Below are 26123 nucleotides of genomic sequence, written 5' to 3' on the forward strand. Positions count from 1 at the left end.
CCCACTTGGGCGGTGTTTTTGTAGGTAGAAAGTGGCGCGAATTATCGCTCTCCATTCAACACTACCGATAATTGATGCTTAAGCAGCGTTTTGGGTACAACAGATCCGTAGCCAGCTTCCATTGCTTTATCTATTAGTTCGTTCTTGCTGTTCGCTGCAAACTTATTACGTAAGCGTGCGACGTGTCCTTCAACGGTTTTTGTTGATATACCCATGACCTGAGAGATGAATTGTGGCTTCTTGCCGTAGAGCAGGAGGAAAAGCGTTTCTTGCTCGCGACATGTGAGCTTCTCTGGTTTTGGCTGTAAGTCAGAGAAACGAAAGATGGATTGCTGATTAGGGTTGGTGCTGATTGCACGACAAACCCAATACCCCACTTCAATCACGGCGGTGTCGGTGAGTTCTCTTCCGTAGAAAATGGTCCCTACGATGTTACCATTGTCATCTCGCCACGGTGTTTTAGTAAAGATATGCGCTCGCCAGCGGCCATCTGGATAAGGATGTATATCAAGAATTTTGAGTGACTCACCAGTTTCGATGACGTGTTTATCTTGGCGTTGAAATTCTTGTGCACATTCAGTGGTTGGGCTTGCCATCTCAAAATCAGTTTTACCGACGCACTCCTCGGGCGACGTGTGTCCCAACAGTTCTGCGTATTCCTGATTTACGTAGCGGAATACCGAATCTTTATCTTTGCATCCCCAACAACCTGGTAGCTGTTTAAGGAGGGATTGTTCTATGGTATCGACTGAAATATTCACAAAAGGACTCACTACATACTGCTTTTACCAATACAGAGACGTCCGTGTTGCGTTGTTAATATTGACATTGCCAAGTAGGCAGTCACGTTGCTAGAACACGTTCGTTGATTGGCGCTCAATCCAATTAAGTTCATGGTGTTCGATATTTTCGTCACACAGTGATAAACAACAACGAAATTGAACGAAGAATTTAATTGGGAAAATGGTCTGTTTCATTACAGATATGTGTGCTCACGGATGTCCGCCTGATGTTCGGCTTACAACTCGTATCGTCCTTGATCATGCTTCCTACAACTCAGTTGTAATTTAATTGGCGTTCATATCACTCATCGAGAGGGAGAACGGCGCCTAAGTCATATGAGAGGGACAGTGAGACGAAAGCTATAATATCAGCTTATGCCATTGTTTTCATTGTTGAGAAGCGAAAAAAAAGCCAGCCTGAAGACGGGCTGGCAACACAAGATATAATCTTGTCGACGTGTAGAAGAGGTTCTAAATTACCTAGCGAGGGTCTGCTAAGTAAGTTAGAGGTATCAATGAGATACCGAGAGCTTTAGATCGTATGCATCTTAAAGCTCGAGGACTAATGTATTGAATCAGAAGCATATTAGTAAGGGGGGAAATCCCTCTATGTTGATTTCAAGAGGTGGCTTTGATCTGTTTATGAGGCGATTTATCTATTTTGAACCGCAGTGTTCTACCAAATAACGGATTGTTCGGTAGCAAGGATCTTTATATCTATTGGTTATGTATACGTAAGGTGCTTCTATCTATCCGTTTTTATTAATAAAATTGGTTGCTCATTGACCGTAAGTTAACCTCGCATGATCATCGTTCCGGAACTATGATCATGTAAACGAACTTGATCATGCTGTTTTGATCTTGTGCGATTGAGTTGGGGAAAAGTTGCAACCCAACAAGGAAGGTATATGATGCCAAGACGGAAGCTGACCGTGTAAAGACGACTGTTTAAAATGAGTGATTCAGATAACCCCAAAGCCCTGCCATATCAAGAGATTATGCTGCCTAAGCCAGCAGAACTGATCACACTTCCGTCTTATATGGATTGCCATGATCATTCTTACACACAGATCGTGATTGGTTTAAAAGGACAAGCCGAATTTGAAGTGCGTGGACGAGGTAATCTTGTCGGTCCTGGCCAAGGTTGTGTGGTAACCGCATGCTCTGATCATGCTTTCGGTGGCGTCATTAATCAATCGGATATTTTGGTGCTGAATATGCCGAAACCGACAAATGATGATCCTGAAATGCTGCAGAAAATCAATAATCTGGAGAGAGACCATGTCTACTTTCAGTTAGACGGTCAAATTCAGAAGCTGATACAGATGTTGGTACAGGAAATGCGTAACCATCCTGATGATCTGCTGCTTAGTCGCGCGTGTAATGACACCGTGATTGCATTGATGCAGCGCCATATCTCTGCATTTGAGACTAGCCGAAAAGAGTCACGCTTTGATTTGGAGGCGATTGATCGCTACATCGAGCAGCACCTTAGCCATAAGATCAGTGTGGCTCAGTTAGCGGGACGAGTGTTTCTTGGGGAAAGTCAGTTCCATTGCTTGTTTAAGGAGCAGATGGGGATTACACCTCATCAATATGTTCTCGGAAAGCGTATCGACATGGCTCGTGAATTAATCGAGCAAGGCCACCTTTCTTTAGGGCAAATTGCGGAATTCACTGGTTTCTCAAGCCAGAGTACGTTTACTCATACTTTTACTCGCTTACAGGGAATATCGCCATCCCGCTATAAAAAACAAGTTGGATAACAACGCGTATTTTTAGGTCAAATTAGCAGCAATCAGAACAAAACCATGCAATATGCATGGTTTTTTTGTGTTTTATTCACGTGACCTATCTCTCGTTTTGTTAAATTCTCTGTCCTTTGGTGTGACTGATATGCCACTTGATCCTACATTTTCTCTTAGAACGAGCGCTTCACAAAAATCTTATTGATATTCCTGACATTTTGTTGTGAATGCAATGAAAAAATTAAAATTTACAACACAAAATATTACCTATTTGAATGTGACTATGTGGATGTTTTGTTATAAAAGCGAGTTTTTGGCAAAAATGTCGTAGTTTTTGACAAGTATTCTTATCGGCCTCAAAATACACTGCCAGCCATTGATAATCCTCGAAGCGGTTTTCGAGGAGTGAGATTGAGGAACACACATGTTTACAGCTACGAACGTGTTGACACCGGAATTTATCGGGCAGCCGCTTGATAAGTTGTGGTCACTGATCTCGCCATTGTATATGGTGGACGAGTCTCAATGGCTAGAGCAACTATTGCCACTAGCGACGCCGACAGAGGATGAAAAATCGGCGATCACTACCCAAACGACCCAACTTATCGAAGCCATTCGTGCCGATAAGAAGTCAATCCAGATGATTGATGCTCTATTGTTGGAATACAGCTTAGATACTCAAGAAGGTATCTTGCTGATGTGTCTTGCAGAAGCATTAATGCGCATCCCAGATGCCGCGACAGCAGATTCTTTGATTAAAGATAAGTTGAGCGTCGCAGACTGGAAATCTCACCTGAAAAACTCTGACTCTGTGTTTGTTAACGCATCAACATGGGGCCTCATGCTAACAGGTAAAGTGGTTGGTCTTGGTGAGCAAGGCACCCAGAGCCCAGGTCAGGCTGTAAACCGTCTGGTAAATAAATTCTCTGAGCCTGTGATTCGTAAAGCCATGTATCAGGCAATGAAGATTATGGGTCACCAGTTTGTTCGTGGTCGTACGATAGAAGAAGCGCAAAAGAACGGTCGCCCAATGCGCGACAAAGGTTTCACCTACTCATTTGATATGTTAGGTGAAGCGGCGTTAACTACAGCGGACGCGAACAAGTACTTCAAAGATTACCTAATGGCGATCGAAGCGGTAGGTCGAGAAACTTACGGCAATGACACCAGTCCTGCGCCTTCGATTTCCATCAAGCTTTCTGCATTACACCCGCGCTACGAAGTCGCAAATGAAGAACGTGTAATGACAGAGTTGTATGACTCACTAATGCAGCTATTGAAACGTGCAATTGAAGTCGACGTTGCAATCACAATCGATGCAGAAGAAGCGGATCGTCTTGAGCTTTCTCTGAAGCTATTTGAGAAAGTGTACCGTAGCGATCTTGTGAAAGGTTGGGGCAAGTTTGGTTTGGTTATTCAAGCCTACTCAAAACGTGCTCTACCAGTCTTGGTGTGGCTAAACGCACTCGCAAAAGAGCAGGGTGACCTTATTCCGCTGCGTTTGGTTAAAGGCGCGTACTGGGACAGCGAAATCAAGTGGTCTCAACAAGCGGGTTACGCTAATTACCCGGTATACACTCGCAAAGAAGCGACGGACGTTGCGTACCTAGCTTGTGCTCGTTTCCTACTTAGCGAAGGTGTTCGCGGTAATATCTACCCACAATTTGCAAGCCACAATGCTCACACGGTTACGGCAATTGCTGTCATGGCGGAGCACAAAGAATACGAGTTCCAGCGCCTGCATGGTATGGGTGATTCACTGTATAACCATGTTATGAAAATGTACGGTCAGCCAGTACGTATTTACGCTCCTGTCGGTAGCCATGCTGATCTTCTTCCGTACTTGGTTCGTCGTCTGCTTGAAAATGGCGCAAACAGCTCGTTTGTACATCGATTGGTTGATGCGCGTTGTCCGATTTACGAGTTGACTCATCACCCTGTTGATGTGTTGACGGGTTTTGACACGTTACACAACGACAAGATCCCATTACCTGCCGATATATTCCCTGAGCGTAAGAACTCATACGGCGTCAACATTGATATCGACAGTGAGGCGAAGCCATTTGAAGCGCAAGTAGAAAGCTTCATGGACAATCAGTGGGTTGCAGGCCCGATGATCAATGGTGAGCGTTTTGCCGAAAGCATGATCAAGGAAAATGCGGCTGAGATCATCACCGCACCGTACGATCGCCGAATTGAAGTCGGCAAGGTGGCATTTGCAACACTTGATCATGTTTCCGCTGCAATTGATGCGGCGCAAACCGCTTTCTCTGATTGGAAAGGTGTGCCTGTTGAGCAAAAAGCGGCTTGTTTAGAAAAGCTTGCTGACTTAATGGAAGAAAACCTGGCTGAGCTGGTGGCGATTTGTCACAAAGAAGCGGGCAAGACGATTCACGATAGTATTGATGAAGTTCGTGAAGCAGTGGATTTCTGTCGTTATTACGCGAAACAAGCGCAAAACCTACAGCCATTTGAGCTAGAAGGTTTTGACGGTGTGAAACGCATTTCTAGCCGTGAAGGCCTTGGTGTGTTTGTATGTATTAGCCCTTGGAACTTCCCTCTGGCTATTTTCCTTGGTCAGGTAACGGCAGCACTGATTGCGGGTAACACAGTGGTTGCCAAACCTGCTGAGCAAACAAGCTTAATTGCCGCTCGCGCTATTGAATTAATGCTTGATGCGGGTTTCCCTGCTGGTGTGATTCAGTTACTTACTGGTCGCGGCGCTGAGATTGGTCATGCACTGACTTCTCATGATGCCATTGCTGGTGTGGCATTCACTGGTTCAACGGCAACTGCGCAACGCATTAACGTCACGCTTGCGGAGCGCAGCGCGAAACCGGTTCCGTTTATTGCGGAAACAGGTGGTCAAAACGCAATGATCGTGGACAGTACTGCATTGCCAGAGCAGGTGGTGCGTGATGTGATTCGTTCAGCGTTTGCATCTGCCGGTCAGCGTTGTTCTGCCCTTCGTGTTCTATTTGTACAAGAAGATGTTGCAGACCGTATGATCAACCTGATTCAAGGTGCGATGAATGAACTGCATGTTGGTTTACCTTACCTACACAAAACAGATGTTGGTCCGGTTATCGACAGCAACGCAAAACAAAAACTCCTTGCTCACCTTGAGCAAATGAGCAAAACACAGACTAAAGTCGCTCAGCTGCAACTTGACGAATCGTGCCAGCATGGTGACTTTGTCTCACCAAGTGCGTTTGAAATCTCGGGCATCGATGTGCTGAAAGAAGAACAATTTGGTCCAATCTTGCACATTGTTCGCTTTAAAGCCTCTGAATTACCGAACGTGGTTGCGCAGATCAACAAGACGGGTTTTGGCTTGACGATGGGTATCCATAGCCGTAACGAAACCACGTACCGTTGGATTGAGAAACACGCTCGAGTGGGTAACTGCTACATCAACCGAGACCAAGTTGGTGCTGTGGTTGGCGTACAGCCGTTTGGTGGTCAAGGCTTGTCGGGTACTGGCCCGAAAGCTGGTGGTCCACACTACCTATTCCGCTTTACTCAACATCTTCTTGCTCAAGCAGAAAACGCATAAGGAGTCGCATTATGGTTCATCAGATCACCTATTTTAAAGATGCATTCTCTGCGTGGGAGCAGTGGAATCTGACTGATTTTGATTACAAATGCGAGCATGTTCTGGCATTTAAATCTGCATTAGAAGGGCAGCAGTCTACCGTTGCCAAAGTGGTTTCTTACCACTTGCAACAAGCATCAACTCTTCTTGCAGAAACTCACCAGTTAGTTGGCCCTACAGGGGAAACTAACGAACTGTATGCCGCAGGACGCGGTGTGGCTTTGGTGATTTGTGAAAACAACATCGAGCCTGCTGATAATGCGTTATACAGTGCTTTTGCGATGATCACCTGTGCCTTAATTGCAGGCAACAGTGTGGTCGTTTGCAGTGACAATGCAGAGCTACACCAACTGGTTAAGCAAGCTGTAGCGTTGGCAAACTTCCCATCTAACTTAGTCCAGGTTGTTGCGTACGATGCGTCTGCCCCGTTGCTTGAGAGCGATGTACGTAGTGTGGGTTATGTTGGGCGTTCACAGGTTGAGCATGCGCTCAATCTTCAACTAGCTAAGCGTGACGGTGCAATCGTCGGCTTAGTTTCTGAAACGGATTTAGAGTCACCGAAATTGGCTCATGATCCTCATCTCTCGTTGCGCTTCATTACCGAGCGCACTCGAACGATAAATATTACCGCGGTGGGTGGTAACGCGACTCTACTCGAGTTGGGGAACGAAACTCACTAACCTGACTTGTGATACCAATCTGGAATAACTGGACTGAGAGCCAGTCCAGATTGGTTTCTTATACTCTGATGTATTGCTGAGACGGTAAAATATCAGGGCAGGCAAGGAAGGAAATAATTATAACGAGGACTATCTAATGATAGAAAATAGCTTTGCTATCACGTCCACTTTTGTGGCGTATTTACTGATTATGGTTGCTATTGGCGTTTACGCGTATAAGAGGACTTCCAATTCATCTGATTACTTCCTAGGTGGCCGTAGCCTAGGTCCGTGGCCTGCTGCATTATCTGCAGGTGCTTCAGATATGAGTGGCTGGTTGCTGCTAGGCTTGCCTGGCTATGCGTACGCTGCGGGTATCGAGGCCTTCTGGTTAGCCGGCGGTCTACTTCTTGGTACATGGGCAAACTGGCTCATCAGTGCAAAACGCCTACGTACCTACAGTATCCAAACTGACGCGTTAACGTTGCCAGAGTTCCTGTCACGTCGCTTCAACGATAAGTCGAAACTGATCCAGACAATCTCTGCGTTTTTCATTCTTCTATTTTTCCTTTTCTACACCAGCTCAGGTTTGGTCGCAGGGGGCAAACTGTTTGAGACGGTATTCGGTCTAGATTACACCTACGCTGTTATCATCGGTACGGTGTGTGTCGTTTCTTACACACTATTCGGTGGTTTCCTTGCGGTATCTTGGACTGACTTAGTGCAAGGCTTGCTAATGGCGGCTGCGCTAATGATTGTTCCTGTTGCAGTAATGGACGGTGGTCTAGGTCAGCTAACTTCTGATCTGCATGACATCAACCCAGAACTTGCAACGCTATGGAATGACGCCAAAGGCGAACCACTGTCTGCGATTGCGATCATCTCTTTAGCGGCATGGGGTCTTGGTTACTTTGGCCAGCCACACATCCTAGCGCGTTTTAAAGCGTCTCGTTCAAACAAAGATCTAACGACTGCACGTCGTATCGCTGTGATTTGGACTGCACTATCTATGGTTGGTGCAATGCTTGTTGGTCTTGTCGGTCTGGTTTGGGTTACGGGTCATCCGGGCACTCAACTAGAAGATGGCGAGAAGATCTTCATGCTATTGGTTAACGCAGTATTCCACCCTGTCGTTGCGGGTATGTTGTTAGCAGCAATCCTCGCGGCGGTAATGAGTACAGCAGACTCACAGCTTCTTGTTTCATCTTCAGCGCTTGCAGAAGATTTCTACAAGCAAGTATTCAAGCCAGAAGCCTCTTCTGAAGAAATCGTAATGATTGGCCGTATCGGCGTTATCGTGATTTCGCTTGTTGCGCTATTCCTAGCAATGACACCAGATAGTTCAGTACTTGGTCTTGTTTCTTACGCTTGGGCTGGCTTCGGTGCTGCATTTGGTCCTGCGGTTGTACTTAGCCTTTACTGGAGCGGTATGAACCGTAATGGCGCACTAGCAGGTATCCTTGTTGGTGGTATCACTATCGTAGTTTGGAAGCAGCTAACTGGCGGTTGGTTTGATGTGTATGAAATCGTACCGGGCATCATCTTCTCTACGCTTGCTATCATTGTGGTAAGTAAAGCAACGGGCGGTGCTGCGCAAGACGTATTAGACCAACATCAATCGTACGAGAAGAAACTAGTTGAACTAGACTAATTACTTCCTTTACGAACACAAAGCCCGCTTATACAGCGGGCTTTGTTTTATCTGAATTTAATAAACGTTAATGGTGATTGCTTGAGGCCAGATTTTCACGTCGCTTTATTCATTGTGAGTGTGTTAGTCACGACGAACTTTGGCGTAAATGACGGTGTTACTCAGCTCGCCAGAAGACGCACGCCGAGCATTGCGTAGCTCACCTTCAAACTCATACCCACAGCGCTCAGCAACCGCACGGCTTTTGCGGTTATTCGCATCGGCTAAAATCGTGATTCTTTTCGCGTCCAACGCTTCGAATGCATAGTTTTCAATCGCCGCTACCGCCTCAGAGATATAACCGTAGCCTACCGCGCGATCATCAAGCCAATAGCCAATCTCAAATGCCGGTATCTCTTGATCATGGATCATTAACCCAATGGCACCGAGTAAACGATCGCTTTCCTTGTCGATTAGGTAGTAGCGCAACTCTTCTTCGAAGTTTTCAAAGTTTGCGATGGCTTTCTCTGTCCCTGCAATCATCGCTTCTAAAGTGAGCACGTGAGGTACCCATGGCAGGTAAACTTCAAGCGTTTTTTGGCTACGAACAACGGCCTGATGTGCTTCTTCTGCACGTTCCAAGCAAGCTGGGATGAGCTTTAAACGTTTGGTTTCCATGTCGAATCTCCTAGGCTTTTATACTCCAATCGTTTCGTAATGCAGGATTCAGAGCGTTATCACTAAAAATCATTTAAACAGAAACACTTAGATACATCTAGCCTTCGCAAGAACATTATTCACTTGGTTTGTAAGGGAGAAGCTGAGAGAATTGAGGCGTTATAAACATAAAATGGTTTAATATGAAACTTCTAGTAAGAAACTTAGCTCGTGAGACGACAGAGCAAGACATCCGTACTCTGTTCTCAAACTACGGCAAAGTTGAGCTTTGCACCGTCGTGCTTGATCAAGAAACGGGTTTATCAAAAGGGTTTGGTTTTGTGATCATGCCGGATGAAGCCGAAGCCGTTGCGGCGTTGGAGGCACTAAACCTGTCTTCAGTACACAAGAGCAAGATTCGTGTGAAAGTCGCACAAGACTAGTATTTTGCCTTTCAAGGTGAAAGATAAAACCAGCTGAGAGGCTGGTTTTTTAGTGCCTTAATTTTGAGAGGTCGCTACGGTTACTTGAGGCGAAAATATTTGCTGGTATACGCAGACTTCTCGTTCTTTTCCCTGCATTTTGATGATGTGATTGTCGATATACGTCATGCCCAACTTTTGAATGACTGATTGGGATTGTCTGTTTTCGACCAAGTGCATCGCTTTTAGGCCCGATAACTCAAAATGTGGTCTGGCAAACTGAATTAAAGCCATTGACGCTTCTTGAGCAAACCCATTCCCCCAATAATCGACGCCAAGCCAATACCCTAATGTGCCGACTCCCTCCGAGATGTTTAGCAGACTAACAGCACCAATTAACGCTTCGTCTTGACGTAGAGTAATAGCATATATGACCCCACTACGTTGGTGATATACGCCAACATGGCTCTTAATCCAAATTTGTGCCATCGGCTCTTCATAGGGATGAGGAATGTTTGCGGTCATATCAGCAATGCTCTTGTCTCCTGCGAGTCGTGCGACTGTTGCGCTGTCTGCCGGATGAAATGGGCGAAGAATAAGCCTTTCTGTAGTGAGCGTTGGTTGAAGCGTCATCGTGCGTCCTTGAGATGAGTCAGTATTGTGGAAATTGCAGATTCACACTGTAAATCAGGCGTGTTTAAACAACCAAGTAATGCCTGAATCGAAAATGTGAGTGAAAGCCATATTTAAAACGCCATAAAATTGATCATTGCAGATTGAAATAGCGAGTAGCCACAATTGGTTATGTGTGATGTGTCGTATTATTACACACATAAGCGCGTTCGTTCATAATAATGGTACAAAAGTTGAGGTCTGACCAATGTCTCAATTTTTTGATACTTTCGTCCAATTTTTTGAAGATAGGACACAAAAAATTAAAGGGGCTTTTTTATTGTGGAATTATTTTGAACAAAATATGTCAATTGTCAGTAGTACTGAAAAACAGGGAGAAGAGAAATGCCGGATATATATTGCGCAGCTTGTAGAAAATCAACGCAACATAAAGTGATCATGAAGCGTTGCGAGCCACAGCCCGTTGATTCGTTGACAGGTAAAGTGGTGAGTTTTACACAGCTGATGGCGAAATTTGTATCAGGTGAACACTACTACGAGATGGAACCACAATACTACTGCCGATGCTGTAATCATCGTGCAATTGGAGAAGTGATTCCTCATCCTACCAGGCATACGTCGGCAGCTATCTAATTCAGAGCGATAGCTATGATTAATAGCTAAACAGGGCGGCTTGTCCCGCACGCCAGATCTATAAAGGCGTATCACACGCTTTCAAATTTGCGACTCTACGGGAGCCGCTAGATTACTTTTGTTCTTCATACTCGGTTATGGAGAGAGCGGCAGTAATCGCAGCCCTTTCCTTCCTTAGTTATTTTCTAATTATTCTCTGCTGAATTTCACATGCTGTGCATTTGATGGTTTGCAATTGTTTAAGCAACGATTAATGTGATGCTTCCTGAGTGGTTACAAGGATGTGGTTAATGAGTTACCAATTGGACCGGATTGATTTACACATTTTGAGAGTGCTTCATTCAAGAGGCAGAATTCCAGTTGTTGAACTCGCAAAGCAGATCAACTTAACGACCTCGCCATGTTCTGACCGCGTGAAGCGGCTAGAAAAAGAGGGGTATATCAATGGCTACCATGCGGAGCTGAATGCGGAAAAATTAGGGTTGGATGTGCAAGTATTCATCCATATTCGCTTAGACCAAACCAGTTTTTCCATTTTTGAAAAGTTTGCGAAAGCCGTCGAATTGATGCCGGAAATTGAAGAGTGTTATTCGCTCTCTGGGGACTTCGATACCATGATAAAGGTTCGTGTTAAGAGTATGAAAGCGTATCAGGAGTTTATGTCGAGTAAGTTAGGCACGCTTCCGGGCGTAATCCAGACTCGCAGTGAAGTGGTAATTGAAGAACATAAAACAGGATTTGGCGTAAACCCGGAGCTTCTTGGTTAGAGGCTGATATTCTATGACTGCAGCGCTTATGCGTTGAGCATATTATTTAGCGTGGCTTGGCATATTACTTTTTCAAGATCAAAAAAGGAGCCGAAGCTCCTTTTTGATAAATCGGTGAGCGACTATGCGCCGATAAAGGTGCTGATAACGCCAATTAAACCGCCAAAAACACCGCCCCAAACGACTAGCCAGCCAAGGTGTTCTTTAATCATTTTTTGCACCATTTCTTTGACCAGTGCGGGTGTTAATTCGCTCAAGCGCTGATCAATGATGCCTTCAATGTTCTGCTTTATCTCATCCATCATAGCAGGAGATTCGAACTGCTCTTTCAGTGCTTCTTTGATGTTATCGCTCTTGCTCAACTCAATAATGGATTCTTGCATCTTTTCGACGAAAGGCTGCCGCATAGGTTGTAATGCCTCCGCGCCGCCAAACATTGCTAGCATGCCGCCAAATTGAGAGCCTTCGATCACTTCTACCAAAGAGTCAAACGCTGGGTTTAAATCCACTTTCTCAATCACAGGTTGAAGATCGATGTTTACACCGCCCGCCATTTCTTTGTTCAAGAATCGATCGATGTTCGCTTCGGTAAAGAACTGCTCCATCATCAAGTTTTTGATAGCCAGTTTAAACTCTTCAAATCGCGCGGGGATCACGCCAGAACCGTATAATCCAGGCACTTTTTCAAACAGCATGTGGATGGCAAGCCAGTTAGTGATGGCGCCTGAGAACGCAAACAGCCCCGCATACCAAAGGTAGTCGTTTTGTAATTGATGACCTCCAGCCATCAAAGCGATAGCGAGGACATTCGTTAGCAAACTTTTGTTCATAGTGACCAGTTATATGTGAATATCGGAATAAATAAGTGGGCCTGATTCTATACCTAAGTCACATTGAGATGCTAGGTTTTGCCGTGATGAGTGACCGTGTTGCGAAGGGATAAAAATGGATGTGCAGAAAAACAAAACCCGACAATTACTGTCGGGCCACTGCTTTTTCTTAGAAAAACTAAGATTCTATTTTTAATTTTAGATGCGGTAGATCTTACAACAAAGTTGGCATTTCCATCTTTCTGAGTAGCCGAATAGCTTGTCAGCCCAACTTGGTTTGAGTTGTACGATCTGCATTGAACCACATTTACACATAAGCTAATTACCTTATTGTTAATCTAATAACTAAGCCATCTATTGAGTATAGCTGTTTCTCAAAAAGTGAAATGACAAATGAAGACGGCTCAAAACTCTGTATTGTGTTCATTGCAATGGATACGCAACGAGGCGGTATATTAGCAGAAAAAATGTGAGCTTTATCATGGAGGGTGTTTCATATATGAGAAACTATAATGGCTATATGAGTATAGGCTTATTAATAAAAATGAAAAACGGCGCTTCATGCGCCGTTTTTATTGGGTTTCTCGCTAATTAAGAAACGTGTTGATTTTCTAACTCTTCAGCGATAAATCCGCCAGTTTGATGCGCCCAAAGCTGGGCATAAATACCGTTGTTCGCGATGAGCTCTTGGTGAGAACCTTGCTCAACAATACTGCCTTTATCTAGCACGATGAGGCGATCCATTTGTGCTATGGTCGACAATCTGTGCGCAATCGCAATAACGGTTTTTCCTTGCATTAACTCATTCAAGCTTTCCTGGATGGCTGCTTCGACTTCTGAATCCAGAGCCGATGTTGCTTCATCCAGTACCAACAATGGTGCATCTTTGAGTAGCACACGAGATATTGCGATACGCTGACGTTGGCCGCCAGACAGTTTCACACCACGTTCACCAACTTGCGCATCGTATCCGACATTACCAAATGGGTCGGTCAGAGTTTCAATAAACTCATGGGCATGCGCTTGCTTAGTGGCTTTCAGCAAATCTTCTTCTGTCGCATCTGGGTTGCCATACAAAATATTGTCGCGAATCGAGCGGTGTAGCAGAGAAGTATCTTGGGTCACCATACCGATCTTTGAACGCAAAGAGTCTTGTGTGACTTCTGAGATGTTCTGTCCATCGATCTTAATGCTGCCGTCTTCGACATCGTGGAAACGAAGTAACAAGTTCACCAGAGTTGATTTTCCGGCGCCGGAGCGCCCAACCAAGCCGACTTTCTCTCCTGGTTTGATGTTGAGATCGAGGTGGCTAATCACGCCTTTGTTCTCACCGTAATGGAAGCTGACGTTATCAAAGTGAATGCCACCTTCAGTGACAACTAAGTCTTTTGCGTCTGGTTTATCTTTAATATCAATTGGCTTAGAGAGCGTTTTCATTCCATCGACTACGGTTCCCATATTTTCAAAGAGGGCGCCAACTTCCCACATGATCCACATCGACATACCATTTACGCGTAATGCAAGGCTAACAGCAATCGCAATCGCGCCAACGCTGATGGCACTATCCAACCACAGGTAAATCGATAAAGCAGCAACGGAAAACACCAAAATATAGTTTGAGATCTCTACAGCAACGTCGAAGCCGGTCACTAGGCGCATTTGACGATAGACCGTATTCAAAAATCCCTTCATGCCTTGCTCAGCATATTGGGTTTCGCGCTGGCTATGAGAAAACAGTTTGACCGTTTGAATATTGGTATAGCTGTCGACGATGCGTCCTGTCATTGTCGAACGAGCATCGGCCTGCGCTGAAGCGACGTCTTTGAGCTTAGGAACGAAATAGATTTGGATAGCGATGTAAGCGAGCAGCCAGACGATCATTGGGATCATCAAACGCCAGTCTGCCGTCGCTAACATAATGATCATACTGGTGAAGTAAACCGTAACATAAACAAATACATCCATAGCTTTCATGACGGTTTCGCGCACAGCTAATGAGGTTTGCATGACTTTAGTTGCAACTCGGCCTGCAAAATCATCTTGATAGAAGTTTAAGCTTTGATTGAGCAAATACCGGTGTGCAAGCCAGCGGATAGACATTGGATAGTTGCCCAATAATGTTTGGTGAACGAGCAACGAATACACGATCACCAAAATGGGCATGACAACCAACAATAAGGTTCCGTAAAAAATCAAATCTGCTTTATTGTCTTGCAAGAACGTTTCTGGATTGCTGGTGGACAACCAATCAACCAATTGTCCCATCGCGCCAAACAACATAACTTCAACGACAGCAACAATCGTGGCCATCAAAGACATGATGATCAAAGGCTTTTCGTAGCCGCGGGTGTAATAACGTAAAAAAGCGAGCATCCCTGAAGGAGGCTGATCTGGTGTGGATTTGGGGAACGGCTCTGTAAAGCCTTCAAATCGTTTAAACATAACTCATCCTAAAGTTAAAACAGTGCCATTTGGGGTGGCTAAATCCATCGATTCACGCAGCTTTGGACGAAGCCGCGTGTATAAGAGTTTTTGGCTGCTCCTCGAGAAAGCAGACGGATTGACGAGAGGGGCGAAAAAATAGTCTAACCGATTGTGTTTTAAATGTAACTAGTTGGTTATGGGTGTGGTTGTCTATGGTTCTGATTCTTATGATGAATTCTTAGCATGTTCATCGCGATGCCATAAAACCTTAAACCTGCATAGTGACAATAAAATTTCGGGAGAAATAAGTTAAGTTCAGTGAAAATTACTTCTAGATAATTAAATTAATTGTGAAAACAGCAAAACTGAAGTTAACAATAAATTTACAATCTCCTCATTCTAGTGATAAGGAATGTATTGGATGCTATTACACGAATCAGTGACCCAATTTGCTAATGGGAAAGAAGAAAGCACGCAAAGTGCTCAGCGCCAAACCGCAAACTGCGTAGTGATGGTGCCACCGAAAGAGTTTCGTTTTAATGAAGAAACCGCACAAGATAATGAGTTCCAACATAAAGTGTCACTCAGCCAAGAAGAAGTCTCGCGTAGAGTGATGGCCGAGTTCGCGAGTATGGTAGCTACGCTGCGTCAAGAGGGCGTTCAAGTTGTTGAGTTTGATTATCCAGCTTCAGATGTTTCGACGCCAGACGCGGTATTTCCAAACAACTGGTTTAGCACTACGCCAGATGGCACGTTGTACACCTTTCCAATGGCCTGTGAAAACCGTCAAAAAGAAGTGCGTCCCGATGCGCTTGTGGCGGCACTAGCGCAAGCTGGGCGAGAAGTTCATCGACGTAGCAGCCTAACTGAATATCTTGATGAGCAAGCGTATTTAGAAAGCACGGGTGTGATGGTCTTTGACCACTTAAATAAAACGGTCTATGCCGCACTCTCACAACGTTGTGATCGTCTGGTTTTAGAAGATTACGCCGATCGTATTGGCTATGAACGAGTGATCTCTTTCCAAACTCGTTTGCCATCTGGTGCGCCTATTTACCATACCAACGTGATGATGGCTGTGGGTGAGCAGTTCTGCGTGATTTGTGACGAAGTGATCCCAGAATTTGAGCGTCGTTTTGTGATTAAATCACTCGCCAAAGATAAGCAAGTGATCTCTATCTCGATTGAGCAAATGAACCACTTCTGCGGCAACATTCTTCAGTTGGAAACCATCAATGGAGATAAAGTCATTGCGATGTCGCAATCGGCATACGATGCTTTCTCTCCTGCACAAAGAAATCAACTTGCGACGCACGGTAAATTGCTGCCATTCGATGTTTCTACCATAGAATCTATTGGTGGTGGCTCGGTTCGCTGTATGTTGGGTGAGGTCTTTTTGCCTAGTCGACAAGCGGTGTTATAAACATATTGTGCAGTTTTGCTTGCACATGCAGGTGACGTTCATTCTCTCCCAAATAATAAAACCGTTAGCCTCGAGGCAGTACGAGGCTGACGGTTTCACTTTCTAGCTTCTTCCTAGGATATTCCGAGCTTAACCCATACTCTCGCGCAAAGACTTGATGTCTTTGGATGGTGGCGCACCAAATAAACGGCTGTATTCACGGCTAAATTGAGAAGGGCTTTCGTAACCCACTTTGAACGTAGTGGCCATGGCATCGAGGTTTTCTGTCAGCATTAAACGCCGAGCTTCGCTGAGTCTTAATTTCTTTTGAAATTGCAGTGGAGTCATGGATGTCATAGAACGAAAGTGAGTATAAAACGCCGATTTACTCATGCCACTGTAGGCGGCTAACTCACTGACACTTAACGGCTTTACGAAATTATTCTTCAACCAATCAATGGCCTTCGCGATTTGATGGCTGTGACTTCCTGCAGTTACGATTTGATTAAGACGAGCGCCCTGTTCGGTGATTAACAGTCGATAAAAAATCTCTCGTTTAATAATCGGCGCTAAAATTTTGATGCTTTGTCCTTCATCCAGCAGCTCTATTAAACGCAGAAAGGCGTCAAGTAATGGCTCCGATAATTCTCCAACCGCTATGCCTTTTTGCGCTTCTTTGCTTTGATTAAACGTCAGTTCACTATCGACAATAAGTTGAGATATTTCAGTTAGATCCAGCTCCATAATCACCCCTAAATAAGGTTTATCTTCACTGGCTTCAATGATATTGGCGATAATTGGCAAGTCGACAGAGGAGATCAAAAAGTGGTTCGCATCGTAAACAAAGCTATCTTCACCCAACAACACGCGCTTTCTCCCTTGAGCAATTAAGCAAATACTTGGGTTGTGGGTGTAGCTTGTCGGTGGTGTTGGGGTTGCCCAGCGACTGAACCTTAATCCTGGAATTTCTGTGTCATATTGGTTCGCGCCATTTGCCCATTTCTCTATGTGCTTGGCAAGCTTTTCTATTGCACTGGCCAGGGTTGACGAAGTGTTTGACGGTACCTCTTGCATAAGTCAGTGCTCTCCTCTGGTTGGCCTCAGGTTCGGGGTTAACGGCATGCGATTTCTGCCTTTGTAGTTAACGCCTCTTCGGAGTCAATTAAGCGACTTCATTAAGCATAGTTATAACAGTTCATTTCTTTAAGTAAAGAATATTGGGCAAGTGTCTATTTCGAGGTTAAGCGATCAGAGAGTGATCTTTCTGGTTGGTTTTTGAGCGGGTTAATTGTCTGTAATGAATTTTATTATTTAATAGTCAAATACTTATGTATAGATGAGTTTTTATTCCGTTTTTTCTAACCGGTCTCAAGTATGGTTGTCTTTTGTATTGGTTTGGAATATTGGGCAAGTATTAGCAAAGAATAGGCTAACGGCCATCTATCAAAGCGCAATACAGTGAACCCATGGTTTGGTGAGTTGTAAGCACTCAAGAACACTATTTGGAGTCATGATGAATAACAAAAGCAATACTCAAATCCCTGACGTACTGCAAGCCAGTGTATTTCAAGGTCGAGGCATTTTCGAGTTTGGTGAAAAGAATGAAGCGTATGCGGATTACTTTACCGGTACGAGTTATCTGGCGTTGCTCAATCAGCCTGGTCTTATCGTGGCGAACGTAACGTTTGAACCAGGGTGTCGCAATTTTTGGCATATTCATCATGAAGGTGGGCAGATTCTGTTAGCGACAGGAGGGCGAGGTTGGTATCAAGAATTTGGCCAACCAGCACAAGAGTTGAATGTTGGCGATGTCGTGCATATCGCGCCAGGTACTAAGCATTGGCATGGCGCAGCTAAAGACAGTTGGTTCTCACATGTTGCAATAGAAATACCGGCTGAAGGCGCAAGTAATGAATGGTGCGAACCAGTCTCTGATCAAGAGTACATGCAACTAAAGTAGCCCGAGCTAAGTTTTCAGTGAGAAAAGGGAATCTCGATGAGACAAGCGTACCGTTTCAATCAGTGGGTGAGATGCGTTTTGGTGAGTAGTGCCTGGATGTTCCCCTGCATTGTAAACGCAGAAGTTAATAGCGCTGGATTGGAGGAAAATATGGTGAAAATTCGTTTTATTTTCGATGATTGCAGTGTTTTAGGTACATTGAAGAGCAGTGCGAGTACAGACGATTTTGTTCGTCAATTGCCTCTAACATTAGATCTACAAGACTACGCAAATACAGAGAAAATTGCTTACTTACCGAATAAGTTAACTCGCGAAGGCGCACCTTCTGGAACTCAATCAAAAACGGGTGACATCTCTTATTACGCCCCTTGGGGAAATTTAGTTATCTTTTATAAGGACTTTGGTTACGCGTCTGGGTTAATTAAATTAGGTCAAATCGATGATGGGATTCATTGCTTTATTTCGAAAGAAACAAACCGTGTCACGATCGAAAAAGTAAATTAATGACCTAGTTAACAATGTGAATTATTAATGTAGAAATCAGAACGCTAATAAATATATTTCTAGAACTTCTATGGATTAGAACACCGTTACATAATGGAATTTTGATATGAAAGCATTAAACAAATCTGTTAAATCAATATTAATATTGGTGCTCACTATGGCAACACTATGCACAACGAATATCGCTTCAGCATCAGAAATATTCAGTGATAAAGAGCGAGCTATTATTCCTATTTCTGCTTTTACTGCGAGTGGTGAAATAGAAAAACTAACACAAAGCCTTAATGATGGGTTAGACGCAGGCCTAACGGTCAACGAGACAAAAGAAGTGCTGGCTCAGTTGTACGCGTATGCTGGATTTCCGCGCAGTTTGAATGGACTAGCAACATTTATGACGGTGTTGGAGGAACGTAAAAGCCGAGGTATTACCGATATCTTAGGGCGAGAATCAAGCGCGTTACCTAACGATAAAACCAGCTTAGAATTTGGCGCTGAAAACCAAACACAACTTGTTGGTGCAGAAGTAAAAGGCGCGCTATTCGATTTTTCTCCGCAAATTGATGAATACCTAAAAGCACATTTGTTTGGTGATATTTTTGAACGCGATGTGCTCACTTGGAAAGAGCGTGAAATTGCTACGATTGCAGCATTAGCAAATATGAACGGTGTTAATAGCCAATTAGCAGCTCACTATAATATCAGTATGAATAACAATGTTTCTCTTAAAGAGTTAGAGGAATTTATTGTTGTATTAAATGAGTGCTGTGGTGAAAGTGTGTCTAACAATGCTCAATCGGTCCTAAAAACAGTTTTGGAAAAATAAATATTATTTGGCCAATCATATCAATTAGAAAGGAATTCGTTTTATGAAAAATAAATCATCATTGTTTATTTGGTCTGTGCTGTTGTCGACGGGATTTATGCTTCCAATCGCTCAAGCAGCCGATGGTAACTCATCTTCGCAGCAAGTTTATCGCTCTGCTGATCAGAAATCGTTTCAAGGACCTGAAAACCTATTTACCGGGAAAGTTAACGTCGAGATGTTGTTTCCTGAAAACGAAGTTGCAAACTACAGCGCCGCCTATGTCACTTTTGATGCAGGAGCTCGAACCGCTTGGCATACTCACCCTGCAGGACAACACATGATCGTCACTTCCGGTACCGCACTTACAGGAACGCGTGATGGGCATGTAATTCGATTTGCTGCTGGTGATAGTGTTTGGTGTCCTCCTGGTATCGACCATTGGCACGGTGCAACACCAAATGCGCCAATGACTCACCTAGTGGTTACGGCGTCAAAAGACGGTGAAAACGTTATCTGGAAAGAGCAGGTCACCGATGGTCAGTATGCAGCAGGACAGTAATAACCAAGGCCACGTTTTTATAGTGAGCGCAGAGCTTTTACTCTGCGTTTTTTATTGTCTTGTTGGGCCAACCAAGCGCATTTCCCAATCCTCGACTTCGCCAGTTTCTAGGCGGCGCTCGACCAACTTGCCCCAAGACTCGACTAACGGCAGTTCAGACAGCTTAGTGAGTTCTTCTCTATCTAAACAGCCAGTGAAAACCGCGCCCATGATGCGAGCCAATGGCCATTCTGGATAAGGTCTTTCACACAGAATAATCTCGTCACCTGCACCGATATCGCCTTCTTCCAATACTCGGAAATACCAGCCTGTTCGAAGCGTATCTTGCAGTCTTCTCGCCATGTCGTGTTGGTCAAATCGTACGTTAAGTTTCCAACAAGGCATGCGACCTTGCGACACTTCAAGTAGTGTTGAGCCGATACGGATTTTATCTTTCAAGCAAATCGTGGATTCGGTGACGCCCTCGGAGCTGATGTTTTCGCCAAAGCCGCCAGCGGATTGGAAAATAGTTCTTTCGCCTAATTCTTGTTGCCAGATTGGGTAGTGCTCGCTTGGGTAAATATGAAGCGCTTTTTGAATCCCACCATGAAAGCGCGGATCGCCTTGCTCATCACTGGTAAAACCAAGCTCTGTTGCGTGCTGGCGCTCGGGCAACACTTGTTTGTTGATTGCGCTTTGCGCTCCATGAGCATAAGGGACAGTTTTCCCTGCTAGCACAGCTTTTACGACGCCGATTTTCTTCATGTAACCTCCTTATTATTTGAATGAGAGATAAAGTGTTTACCTTCATTCGCGATGCGGAGCATGATAGCCTAGTGAACTTGTGTCGGAATAGGGATGAAAAGACAATCAACAATGCTAACTCGCCAAATTGATTCGAAGTCAGGCGTCATGACCTCCAATGAAATGATGGCCGCGAATCCCCATTCTCCTGTTTTGGTGAAAACCATCGACATGCCAAAAGGTTACATTGATGCGCTACATCAACACACTTGGCATCAAATCATCTTTCCTATCAAAGGGTTATTGCAAACGCAAACGGAGCATTATCAGCATTTGGTTCCGCACACTTCTGCGTTATTTGTTCCTGCGGGTGTTCAACACGAGTCGATTGCTCTGAGCAATACGATATTTGTTGGCATTTACCTCAACCCTGCGTTTGGCGCAACGTACGAGCCACAAGTGAGAACCATTGCTTTAACGCCGTTTTTAAATGAGCTTTTACAAGAGATCCGCAGACAGTGTGAAGGTGAGACAAGCCACGAAGAAGTGCTGCATTTGCTGGCGGTGTTGCATGATCAAATTTTGAAAAGCAACGTGCAGACATTTCAGTTATTACTGCCACAAGATCGCCGACTAAAACTGATTTTCGAGCAACTGACTGACGAGCCCGCGTTGAGCTGTTCGCTAAAAGAGTGGGGGGAGAAAATTGGGGCGTCTGAGCGCACTTTATCACGGTTGTTCGCCAAGGAATTCAACACTTCATTTCTGCTTTGGCGGCAACAAATTCGGCTGATTTACTCGCTTTCTTTGTTAGATGAATCGTTGCCAATCCAAGCCATTGCAGACCTAGTGGGTTATCAAAACGACTCATCCTACATCAAAGCATTTAAAGCCTATTTTGATATGACGCCACAACAGTTTAGAGTGAACGGCGCATCGCGCAGGTAGAAATACAGAGCTTCGACTTCACTTAATGTTTTTGAGAAGAAGCCATGAAACGTCCCTTTTTAATTTCAACTACATGGTATGAATAACAATGGCACCAACGATAAATACTCGAGTGAATCAATTCTGCTTTGGTCAGTCCAAAACGTCGCTGTCGTTGGAAAAAGAGCCCCTCAAACCGCTTGTTCAGGGCAAGATTCGGGTGAGGCTCGAAGCTACAAACATTAACCCAAGTGACTTGCTTTCCATTTATGGTGTTGGGCAATACCGCCGCGTTCACGTACCACCTCGCGTGCCGGGATTTGAAGCGGTTGGGCGTGTGGTGGAAGTCAGTGCTGTTGGTCAAACTGACCTTCAAGTTGGGCAAAAAGTGTTGGTGGCGATGAGTGGTACTTGGCAATACTACATAGATGCTTCGCCTGAGAATCTTTTTCCGCTACCTGAGAGTTTGGATAACGGCTATGCCTGCCAGTTGTACATCAACGCGTTAACCGCGTGGGTGATCACCACTAAAGTGGCTAAGTTGAACAAAGAGGATGTGGTGATCATCAATGCGGCGGGTTCGGCGATCGGTAAGATATTTGCCCAGCTCGCCCACTCCCTGAGTTTTACACTGATTGCTGTCACTTCAAAGCCAGACGAGTATCCGTACGATACGATTCCAGTATTGGACGCGAAGCAAGACTTACACGCGCAACTGCAAACGCGCAAACTGCCACAACCAACGGTCGCTTTGGATGCGATAGGTGGTGAGGCTGGCACGTATCTCATTCGTACCTTGAAAGAAAACGGTCAATACATCAACTACGGAACGTTGTCGTTGGCGCCTTATACGCCGGCGTTTTTTGAATCGATGAAGACCAACAACATCGACTTTAGCACCTTCTTTTTGCGATATTGGGAAGAGTCGGTAGGTAAAAGCGTGAGAAAGGCGGTATTCGCTGAAATGTTAGACCACTTTATTGCCAACGATATAAAGTTAAATGTAGCGTCTGAGCTGCCGCTAGAGGATTTTCAAACTGCGATTGAAATGGTTGAGCAACGCTCATCGGCAGTGTCAGGAAAAATCATTTTGACGTTATGAATTACAGTGAGTCTGTTGAGAAAAGGGAGGATAAAATCCTCCCTTTTTTGATGGGTTATTTGTAATGATGGGACTATTTTAAATGGAAAATTTGTTCTGTTTCGAGCGATGTCATCGTACGTACTTGACGCCAAATGTAATAAAAAATACCGAACATCATTAACATGCTTGGAATTGCAATCATCGGGTAGCTGTAAAGCGTCATCTTACCCAACTCTTCATTAAAGGCAGCCGTGCCCGAAGGACTGGTCACGATCCAAGTCGCAAGGAAGTAGTTCATCGCGGATGAGAACGCAAAAGTACTCGCAAACAGATAGTTTGATGACATTAGACAACGTTCAAATGCCTCTGATTGACCGTTCTCTTTCAAGCGTTCGTTAATCAGCGATAAATTCAATACCGTGTCATTCAGTACTAACTTCTGCATCAGTGGGTAGCGGGTAAACGTTGAGCCCAAAACCGCTAAACCGATCAGGCCAGGGATCAGGGCTTCTTTCAAGGCTAACCAACGTGTATCGAGCTCTAACAAGCCAATGCCGCCAGTTAATAAAACACTGATAAAGCCAAGTGCAGAAATAAAGTTAAATTTCTTGTTCCGGACAAGGTCCATACCGCCGTAAATGATAGGAAATAGCAAAGCGACAACCAGCGCCATTGCTGTTCCTAGGTGTTCATCGCCGCTAAACTTCATCAAGATAAAGGAAGGGATGAATACGTTAAAAAGAATCTCGAATAGGGGATTCGGCTTTTTCGCCGTTGTGTTACTCATAATGTTTTACTGACTCTACTCTATGTCGGCTGTTATTGTACTTTGACGAGAAGTGTTCATCTAGTCGCGCTTGATGTAAAGCGTTAAAGCGCCGAGTTGTGTAACGACTTATGAAATAGACCGGAGCATAGCCAGTTAGTTGACATGATTGACTACTTTTTTGTGTCTTAATCGCGCTCCCTCTGCGCAATGATCTGATTGCGTGCTCTGAATAATCGAGTCGCCACGGTGTTGTGATTAAGCTCTAATACTTGAGCAATTTCATTATGATTAAACCCGACTACGAGTTTTAAGACCAATGGCTCTCGGTATTTGGGTTCGAGAATCATCATTTGTTTTTGAAGCCAATCTTGTGCCATGTCGTGGTCACTGCCAGGGTAGGTTTTTGCCTGTATTACACACTCATCAATATCGACAAAATCGTACTGCTTTTTATCAAAGCGCCGAGCATTCTCACGACGCAAAATGGTGATGAGCCAAGGCTTCGCGGCATTGGGATCATTTAAGTTATCAAAGAATCGCCACGCTTTCAGGAAGGTGTCTTGCGCCAAATCTTCAGCAAGGTGATGATCTTTGCATAGCCAATATGCGAGACGATAGATATCTTGGTATCGCTCCTTCGTCAGTGCTTCGTATCGTTTGTGTTTTTCCATAGCATTAAGATCAGAAGTGTAGAGCTGAGCAGCAGGTAACCTCTGAAGCTTCAAAGGTTACCTGCGGTTTCGTCCTTGCCCGCTTAAAATGGCTGGGTAGAAAAACGTGAGTATTGAAGGGCGTCTGCGACTTCTTGAGCTTTAGATTCTGAAGTCATGAGATGCAGCAATTTAAGGGCGGCCTGATAGCTGACTAGGCTGCCGTTTGAGGTGATGACGCCCTCATCAACAACAAAATTCTGGTCGATCTGTACATCAACTGCTGGATAGTCTTTTTGTAATCCGTTTTCACCTCCTGCCCATGTCGTCGCTTTCTTACCGTTTAAAAGGCCAGCCTCGGCCAATAGATACGCACCAGAGCAATTACTTGCCATCCAATCTGCCGCCTTTGATGTGGTTTGAATAAAGTGAATGAGATCCTTGTTTTCGATTAGCGCATCCATGTCGTAGCTGGATGTTAAAACCAGCACGTCGAGTTCCGGCTGATCGCCAATCCAAGCATCCACACCAATTTTTAATCCCTCTTCAGTGGTGATGGTTTTCTGCTCAGAGACGGAAATAGTGAGCACTTCATAATCACTAAACCAAGTCAGCCGACTTGCGACACCAAAGACCTCTAAAGGCGCAGTAACATCAGAGGTCAATACGCCGTCATAAACCAGAATGCCAATGCGTTTATCCGCCGCATGTGCCGTTTGAAGCATCCCAAAGAATAGAACTAAGGTCGCTATCAATAGTTGTAGTGCATTCTTTAATCCATTTTTACCCATTGTTTTTTCCTCGCTAACAGAGCATCAAGTTATTGAGATTCATTATATTTGGGCTGATTGGTGATTGAAGAGCCACTTTGTCTTTACTAAAGTGAATAAAGTTCACGAATGGAATGCACGAGTTTTATGGATAAGATACGGTCCCTACGATTTTTTATTGCCACTTTAGAAGGTGGCAGTTTTGCTGCGGCCGCCAAAGCGTATGGCACAGACCCTTCTGCGGTGAGTAAGGCTATCCATCGTCTTGAAAGCGACTTGGGAATACAGCTTTTCCAACGTTCTACGCGACAGATCCGTCTGACAGAAGCCGGTCGTCGATACGCAAATACCGCTAGGTTTGTACTGGACGAACTGACGGCGTGTGAGGATTCATTGAAAAGCCACAATGATGCGCTTTCAGGGCTGCTTAAGATTAACGTGCCAGTCTCCTACGGTCGCCTTTACATTCGCCCTTTATTAAAAGAGTTTTGTCGCCGCTACCCCAGCATCACTATCGATATTCATTACGATGACGCCTACGTTGATATTATTGAGCAAGGGATTGATGTGTCGATTAGATCTGGTGTCGTTCAGGACAGCCAGTTGATTGTGCGCCAGCTGAGTCCTATCGATTTTATTATTTGTGGCAGTCAGGATTACTTAGCGCGGCATGGTGTTCCGAGTGGCCCGGATGTATTCAATGACCATTCTTGGGTTCGTTTTCGTTTTAAACAAACGGGGAAACTGTTGCCGATTCGGATGCCAGAACCAGACGGTGCAAGTGAGTATAACCCCGAGAGAAATTTTATTGTAAACGACGGCGAATCCATGGCAGAGCTTTGCGCAGAAGGCTTAGGGTTAACTCAGATTCCTCACTTTATCGCGAGAGATTGGCTCAAAGCGGGGCGTTTAGTGCCGATATTTCCGAGTATGCGCCAAGCAGGAAATGGCGTGTATCTTCTCTATGCCAACCGGGAATATGTGCCTGCTCGAGTGAGGGTGTTCATCGATTTTATCACCCAAGCGATACAGGATATGGATGAAACGCAATTCCATACGTGGGCTGAAACGTTGCCGATTTACCAACCGAACCAAGGAGATTGAAAACTTCATGTGAGTCTTTGGTTAAAACACTCCAAGCCATATGGTGCTTTTATGGGTTTTTGTTAGGTTATTGGGCGTTATTATCG

At 44.6% G+C, this 26123-nt stretch carries 25 protein-coding genes; 15 read left to right on the forward strand and 10 right to left on the reverse strand.

All coding sequences use genetic code 11. The features are described 5' to 3' along the window. Positions 1-41: 41 nt before the first annotated feature. A complete protein-coding gene (locus MTR11_RS09920; protein WP_005392144.1) occupies positions 42-761 on the reverse strand; it encodes a PAS domain-containing protein in 720 nt (239 codons plus the stop codon). Between the two features lie 974 nt (positions 762-1735). Between MTR11_RS09920 and MTR11_RS09925 the strand changes: the two genes are divergently transcribed. From MTR11_RS09925 to putP, 4 genes are all read left to right on the forward strand, one after another. Continuing rightward, positions 1736-2548: an AraC family transcriptional regulator gene (locus MTR11_RS09925; RefSeq protein ID WP_005392148.1), complete on the forward strand. Its 813-nt coding sequence runs from the start codon at positions 1736-1738 to the stop codon at positions 2546-2548. Positions 2549-2954: 406 nt separating this feature from the next. Next, complete coding sequence (gene putA, locus MTR11_RS09930; RefSeq protein ID WP_243327421.1) at positions 2955-6086, forward strand: bifunctional proline dehydrogenase/L-glutamate gamma-semialdehyde dehydrogenase PutA; 3132 nt, start codon at positions 2955-2957, stop codon at positions 6084-6086. Between the two features lie 11 nt (positions 6087-6097). Continuing rightward, positions 6098-6805: a 1-pyrroline-5-carboxylate dehydrogenase gene (locus MTR11_RS09935; protein WP_243327422.1), complete on the forward strand. Its 708-nt coding sequence runs from the start codon at positions 6098-6100 to the stop codon at positions 6803-6805. A gap of 136 nt (positions 6806-6941) precedes the next feature. Then, positions 6942-8435: a sodium/proline symporter PutP gene (putP, locus tag MTR11_RS09940; protein ID WP_193447572.1), complete on the forward strand. Its 1494-nt coding sequence runs from the start codon at positions 6942-6944 to the stop codon at positions 8433-8435. 123 nt (positions 8436-8558) lie between these two features. Here the strand turns inward: putP and MTR11_RS09945 are convergent, their stop codons facing one another. After that, on the reverse strand, positions 8559-9092 hold the full coding sequence (locus MTR11_RS09945) for a GNAT family N-acetyltransferase (protein WP_243327423.1): 534 nt from the start codon (positions 9090-9092) through the stop codon (positions 8559-8561). Positions 9093-9274: 182 nt separating this feature from the next. On the opposite strand from MTR11_RS09945, the gene MTR11_RS09950 reads away from it, so the two are divergent. Beyond that, on the forward strand, positions 9275-9514 hold the full coding sequence (locus MTR11_RS09950; RefSeq protein WP_005392166.1) for an RNA recognition motif domain-containing protein: 240 nt from the start codon (positions 9275-9277) through the stop codon (positions 9512-9514). 57 nt (positions 9515-9571) lie between these two features. On the opposite strand, the gene MTR11_RS09955 is transcribed toward MTR11_RS09950, so the two are convergent. After that, on the reverse strand, positions 9572-10126 hold the full coding sequence (locus MTR11_RS09955; protein WP_243327424.1) for a GNAT family N-acetyltransferase: 555 nt from the start codon (positions 10124-10126) through the stop codon (positions 9572-9574). Positions 10127-10510: 384 nt separating this feature from the next. Between MTR11_RS09955 and MTR11_RS09960 the strand changes: the two genes are divergently transcribed. Continuing rightward, on the forward strand, positions 10511-10759 hold the full coding sequence (locus tag MTR11_RS09960) for a hypothetical protein (protein WP_243327425.1): 249 nt from the start codon (positions 10511-10513) through the stop codon (positions 10757-10759). A gap of 290 nt (positions 10760-11049) precedes the next feature. After that, positions 11050-11526: an Lrp/AsnC family transcriptional regulator gene (locus tag MTR11_RS09965; protein ID WP_006740877.1), complete on the forward strand. Its 477-nt coding sequence runs from the start codon at positions 11050-11052 to the stop codon at positions 11524-11526. Positions 11527-11648: 122 nt separating this feature from the next. On the opposite strand, the gene MTR11_RS09970 is transcribed toward MTR11_RS09965, so the two are convergent. Both MTR11_RS09970 and MTR11_RS09975 read right to left on the reverse strand, forming a co-directional pair. Next, positions 11649-12356 (reverse strand): DUF445 domain-containing protein, encoded by a 708-nt coding sequence (locus MTR11_RS09970; RefSeq protein ID WP_005392172.1) that lies wholly within the window; start codon positions 12354-12356, stop codon positions 11649-11651. A 591-nt stretch (positions 12357-12947) separates the two neighbouring features. Next, complete coding sequence (locus tag MTR11_RS09975) at positions 12948-14798, reverse strand: ABC transporter ATP-binding protein (RefSeq protein WP_104972120.1); 1851 nt, start codon at positions 14796-14798, stop codon at positions 12948-12950. A 403-nt stretch (positions 14799-15201) separates the two neighbouring features. Between MTR11_RS09975 and MTR11_RS09980 the strand changes: the two genes are divergently transcribed. Next, on the forward strand, positions 15202-16203 hold the full coding sequence (locus MTR11_RS09980; RefSeq protein WP_243327426.1) for an arginine deiminase-related protein: 1002 nt from the start codon (positions 15202-15204) through the stop codon (positions 16201-16203). 129 nt (positions 16204-16332) lie between these two features. On the opposite strand, the gene MTR11_RS09985 is transcribed toward MTR11_RS09980, so the two are convergent. Continuing rightward, positions 16333-17256 carry an AraC family transcriptional regulator gene (locus MTR11_RS09985; RefSeq protein ID WP_005392187.1) on the reverse strand — a complete coding sequence of 308 codons (924 nt, stop codon included), beginning with the start codon at positions 17254-17256 and terminating at the stop codon, positions 16333-16335. Between the two features lie 436 nt (positions 17257-17692). On the opposite strand from MTR11_RS09985, the gene MTR11_RS09990 reads away from it, so the two are divergent. From MTR11_RS09990 to MTR11_RS10005, 4 genes are all read left to right on the forward strand, one after another. Next, a complete protein-coding gene (locus MTR11_RS09990; protein ID WP_182033896.1) occupies positions 17693-18142 on the forward strand; it encodes a cupin domain-containing protein in 450 nt (149 codons plus the stop codon). A 150-nt stretch (positions 18143-18292) separates the two neighbouring features. Then, the gene (locus MTR11_RS09995) at positions 18293-18646 is read left to right on the forward strand and encodes a cyclophilin-like fold protein (protein WP_225461427.1); all 354 of its coding nucleotides are present in this window, start codon (positions 18293-18295) and stop codon (positions 18644-18646) included. A 157-nt stretch (positions 18647-18803) separates the two neighbouring features. Continuing rightward, a complete protein-coding gene (locus MTR11_RS10000; protein ID WP_243327427.1) occupies positions 18804-19469 on the forward strand; it encodes a carboxymuconolactone decarboxylase family protein in 666 nt (221 codons plus the stop codon). Between the two features lie 43 nt (positions 19470-19512). Further along, positions 19513-20010 carry a cupin domain-containing protein gene (locus MTR11_RS10005; protein WP_005398244.1) on the forward strand — a complete coding sequence of 166 codons (498 nt, stop codon included), beginning with the start codon at positions 19513-19515 and terminating at the stop codon, positions 20008-20010. 51 nt (positions 20011-20061) lie between these two features. On the opposite strand, the gene MTR11_RS10010 is transcribed toward MTR11_RS10005, so the two are convergent. Next, on the reverse strand, positions 20062-20754 hold the full coding sequence (locus MTR11_RS10010) for an MOSC domain-containing protein (protein WP_114322693.1): 693 nt from the start codon (positions 20752-20754) through the stop codon (positions 20062-20064). Between the two features lie 111 nt (positions 20755-20865). Between MTR11_RS10010 and MTR11_RS10015 the strand changes: the two genes are divergently transcribed. Beyond that, positions 20866-21681 carry an AraC family transcriptional regulator gene (locus MTR11_RS10015; RefSeq protein ID WP_181869487.1) on the forward strand — a complete coding sequence of 272 codons (816 nt, stop codon included), beginning with the start codon at positions 20866-20868 and terminating at the stop codon, positions 21679-21681. 88 nt (positions 21682-21769) lie between these two features. Beyond that, positions 21770-22762, forward strand: a complete 993-nt coding sequence (locus tag MTR11_RS10020; RefSeq protein ID WP_243327428.1) for a zinc-dependent alcohol dehydrogenase family protein — start codon at positions 21770-21772, stop codon at positions 22760-22762. A 73-nt stretch (positions 22763-22835) separates the two neighbouring features. On the opposite strand, the gene MTR11_RS10025 is transcribed toward MTR11_RS10020, so the two are convergent. The 3 genes from MTR11_RS10025 to MTR11_RS10035 form a co-directional block, all read right to left on the reverse strand. After that, entirely contained in the window at positions 22836-23531 is a 696-nt protein-coding gene (locus MTR11_RS10025) for a VC0807 family protein (RefSeq protein ID WP_046875662.1), read from the reverse strand. Between the two features lie 167 nt (positions 23532-23698). Continuing rightward, entirely contained in the window at positions 23699-24184 is a 486-nt protein-coding gene (locus tag MTR11_RS10030) for a sigma-70 family RNA polymerase sigma factor (RefSeq protein ID WP_012842407.1), read from the reverse strand. An 83-nt stretch (positions 24185-24267) separates the two neighbouring features. Next, complete coding sequence (locus MTR11_RS10035) at positions 24268-24954, reverse strand: DJ-1/PfpI family protein (RefSeq protein ID WP_243327429.1); 687 nt, start codon at positions 24952-24954, stop codon at positions 24268-24270. A gap of 126 nt (positions 24955-25080) precedes the next feature. Here MTR11_RS10035 and MTR11_RS10040 point away from each other — a divergent pair, with 126 nt between their 5' ends. Then, positions 25081-26037 (forward strand): LysR family transcriptional regulator, encoded by a 957-nt coding sequence (locus tag MTR11_RS10040; protein ID WP_243327430.1) that lies wholly within the window; start codon positions 25081-25083, stop codon positions 26035-26037. Positions 26038-26123: the final 86 nt, after the last annotated feature.

Source organism: Vibrio sp. CCB-PB317 (genome assembly GCF_022808245.1).
In the GTDB taxonomy this organism is placed as follows: domain Bacteria; phylum Pseudomonadota; class Gammaproteobacteria; order Enterobacterales; family Vibrionaceae; genus Vibrio; species Vibrio diabolicus.

Excerpts from the sequence above, each read along its gene's own strand:
- MTR11_RS09925 (WP_005392148.1), top strand. The coding sequence starts at position 1,736 with ATGAGTGATTCAGATAACCCCAAAGCCCTGCCATATCAAGAGATTATG.
- putA (WP_243327421.1), top strand. The coding sequence starts at position 2,955 with ATGTTTACAGCTACGAACGTGTTGACACCGGAATTTATCGGGCAGCCG.
- MTR11_RS09935 (WP_243327422.1), top strand. The coding sequence starts at position 6,098 with ATGGTTCATCAGATCACCTATTTTAAAGATGCATTCTCTGCGTGGGAG.
- putP (WP_193447572.1), top strand. The coding sequence starts at position 6,942 with ATGATAGAAAATAGCTTTGCTATCACGTCCACTTTTGTGGCGTATTTA.
- MTR11_RS09945 (WP_243327423.1), bottom strand. The coding sequence starts at position 9,092 with ATGGAAACCAAACGTTTAAAGCTCATCCCAGCTTGCTTGGAACGTGCA.
- MTR11_RS09950 (WP_005392166.1), top strand. The coding sequence starts at position 9,275 with ATGAAACTTCTAGTAAGAAACTTAGCTCGTGAGACGACAGAGCAAGAC.
- MTR11_RS09955 (WP_243327424.1), bottom strand. The coding sequence starts at position 10,126 with ATGACGCTTCAACCAACGCTCACTACAGAAAGGCTTATTCTTCGCCCA.
- MTR11_RS09960 (WP_243327425.1), top strand. The coding sequence starts at position 10,511 with ATGCCGGATATATATTGCGCAGCTTGTAGAAAATCAACGCAACATAAA.
- MTR11_RS09965 (WP_006740877.1), top strand. The coding sequence starts at position 11,050 with ATGAGTTACCAATTGGACCGGATTGATTTACACATTTTGAGAGTGCTT.
- MTR11_RS09970 (WP_005392172.1), bottom strand. The coding sequence starts at position 12,356 with ATGAACAAAAGTTTGCTAACGAATGTCCTCGCTATCGCTTTGATGGCT.
- MTR11_RS09975 (WP_104972120.1), bottom strand. The coding sequence starts at position 14,798 with ATGTTTAAACGATTTGAAGGCTTTACAGAGCCGTTCCCCAAATCCACA.
- MTR11_RS09980 (WP_243327426.1), top strand. The coding sequence starts at position 15,202 with ATGCTATTACACGAATCAGTGACCCAATTTGCTAATGGGAAAGAAGAA.
- MTR11_RS09985 (WP_005392187.1), bottom strand. The coding sequence starts at position 17,256 with ATGCAAGAGGTACCGTCAAACACTTCGTCAACCCTGGCCAGTGCAATA.
- MTR11_RS09990 (WP_182033896.1), top strand. The coding sequence starts at position 17,693 with ATGATGAATAACAAAAGCAATACTCAAATCCCTGACGTACTGCAAGCC.
- MTR11_RS09995 (WP_225461427.1), top strand. The coding sequence starts at position 18,293 with ATGGTGAAAATTCGTTTTATTTTCGATGATTGCAGTGTTTTAGGTACA.
- MTR11_RS10000 (WP_243327427.1), top strand. The coding sequence starts at position 18,804 with ATGGCAACACTATGCACAACGAATATCGCTTCAGCATCAGAAATATTC.
- MTR11_RS10005 (WP_005398244.1), top strand. The coding sequence starts at position 19,513 with ATGAAAAATAAATCATCATTGTTTATTTGGTCTGTGCTGTTGTCGACG.
- MTR11_RS10010 (WP_114322693.1), bottom strand. The coding sequence starts at position 20,754 with ATGAAGAAAATCGGCGTCGTAAAAGCTGTGCTAGCAGGGAAAACTGTC.
- MTR11_RS10015 (WP_181869487.1), top strand. The coding sequence starts at position 20,866 with ATGCTAACTCGCCAAATTGATTCGAAGTCAGGCGTCATGACCTCCAAT.
- MTR11_RS10020 (WP_243327428.1), top strand. The coding sequence starts at position 21,770 with ATGGCACCAACGATAAATACTCGAGTGAATCAATTCTGCTTTGGTCAG.
- MTR11_RS10025 (WP_046875662.1), bottom strand. The coding sequence starts at position 23,531 with ATGAGTAACACAACGGCGAAAAAGCCGAATCCCCTATTCGAGATTCTT.
- MTR11_RS10030 (WP_012842407.1), bottom strand. The coding sequence starts at position 24,184 with ATGGAAAAACACAAACGATACGAAGCACTGACGAAGGAGCGATACCAA.
- MTR11_RS10035 (WP_243327429.1), bottom strand. The coding sequence starts at position 24,954 with ATGGGTAAAAATGGATTAAAGAATGCACTACAACTATTGATAGCGACC.
- MTR11_RS10040 (WP_243327430.1), top strand. The coding sequence starts at position 25,081 with ATGGATAAGATACGGTCCCTACGATTTTTTATTGCCACTTTAGAAGGT.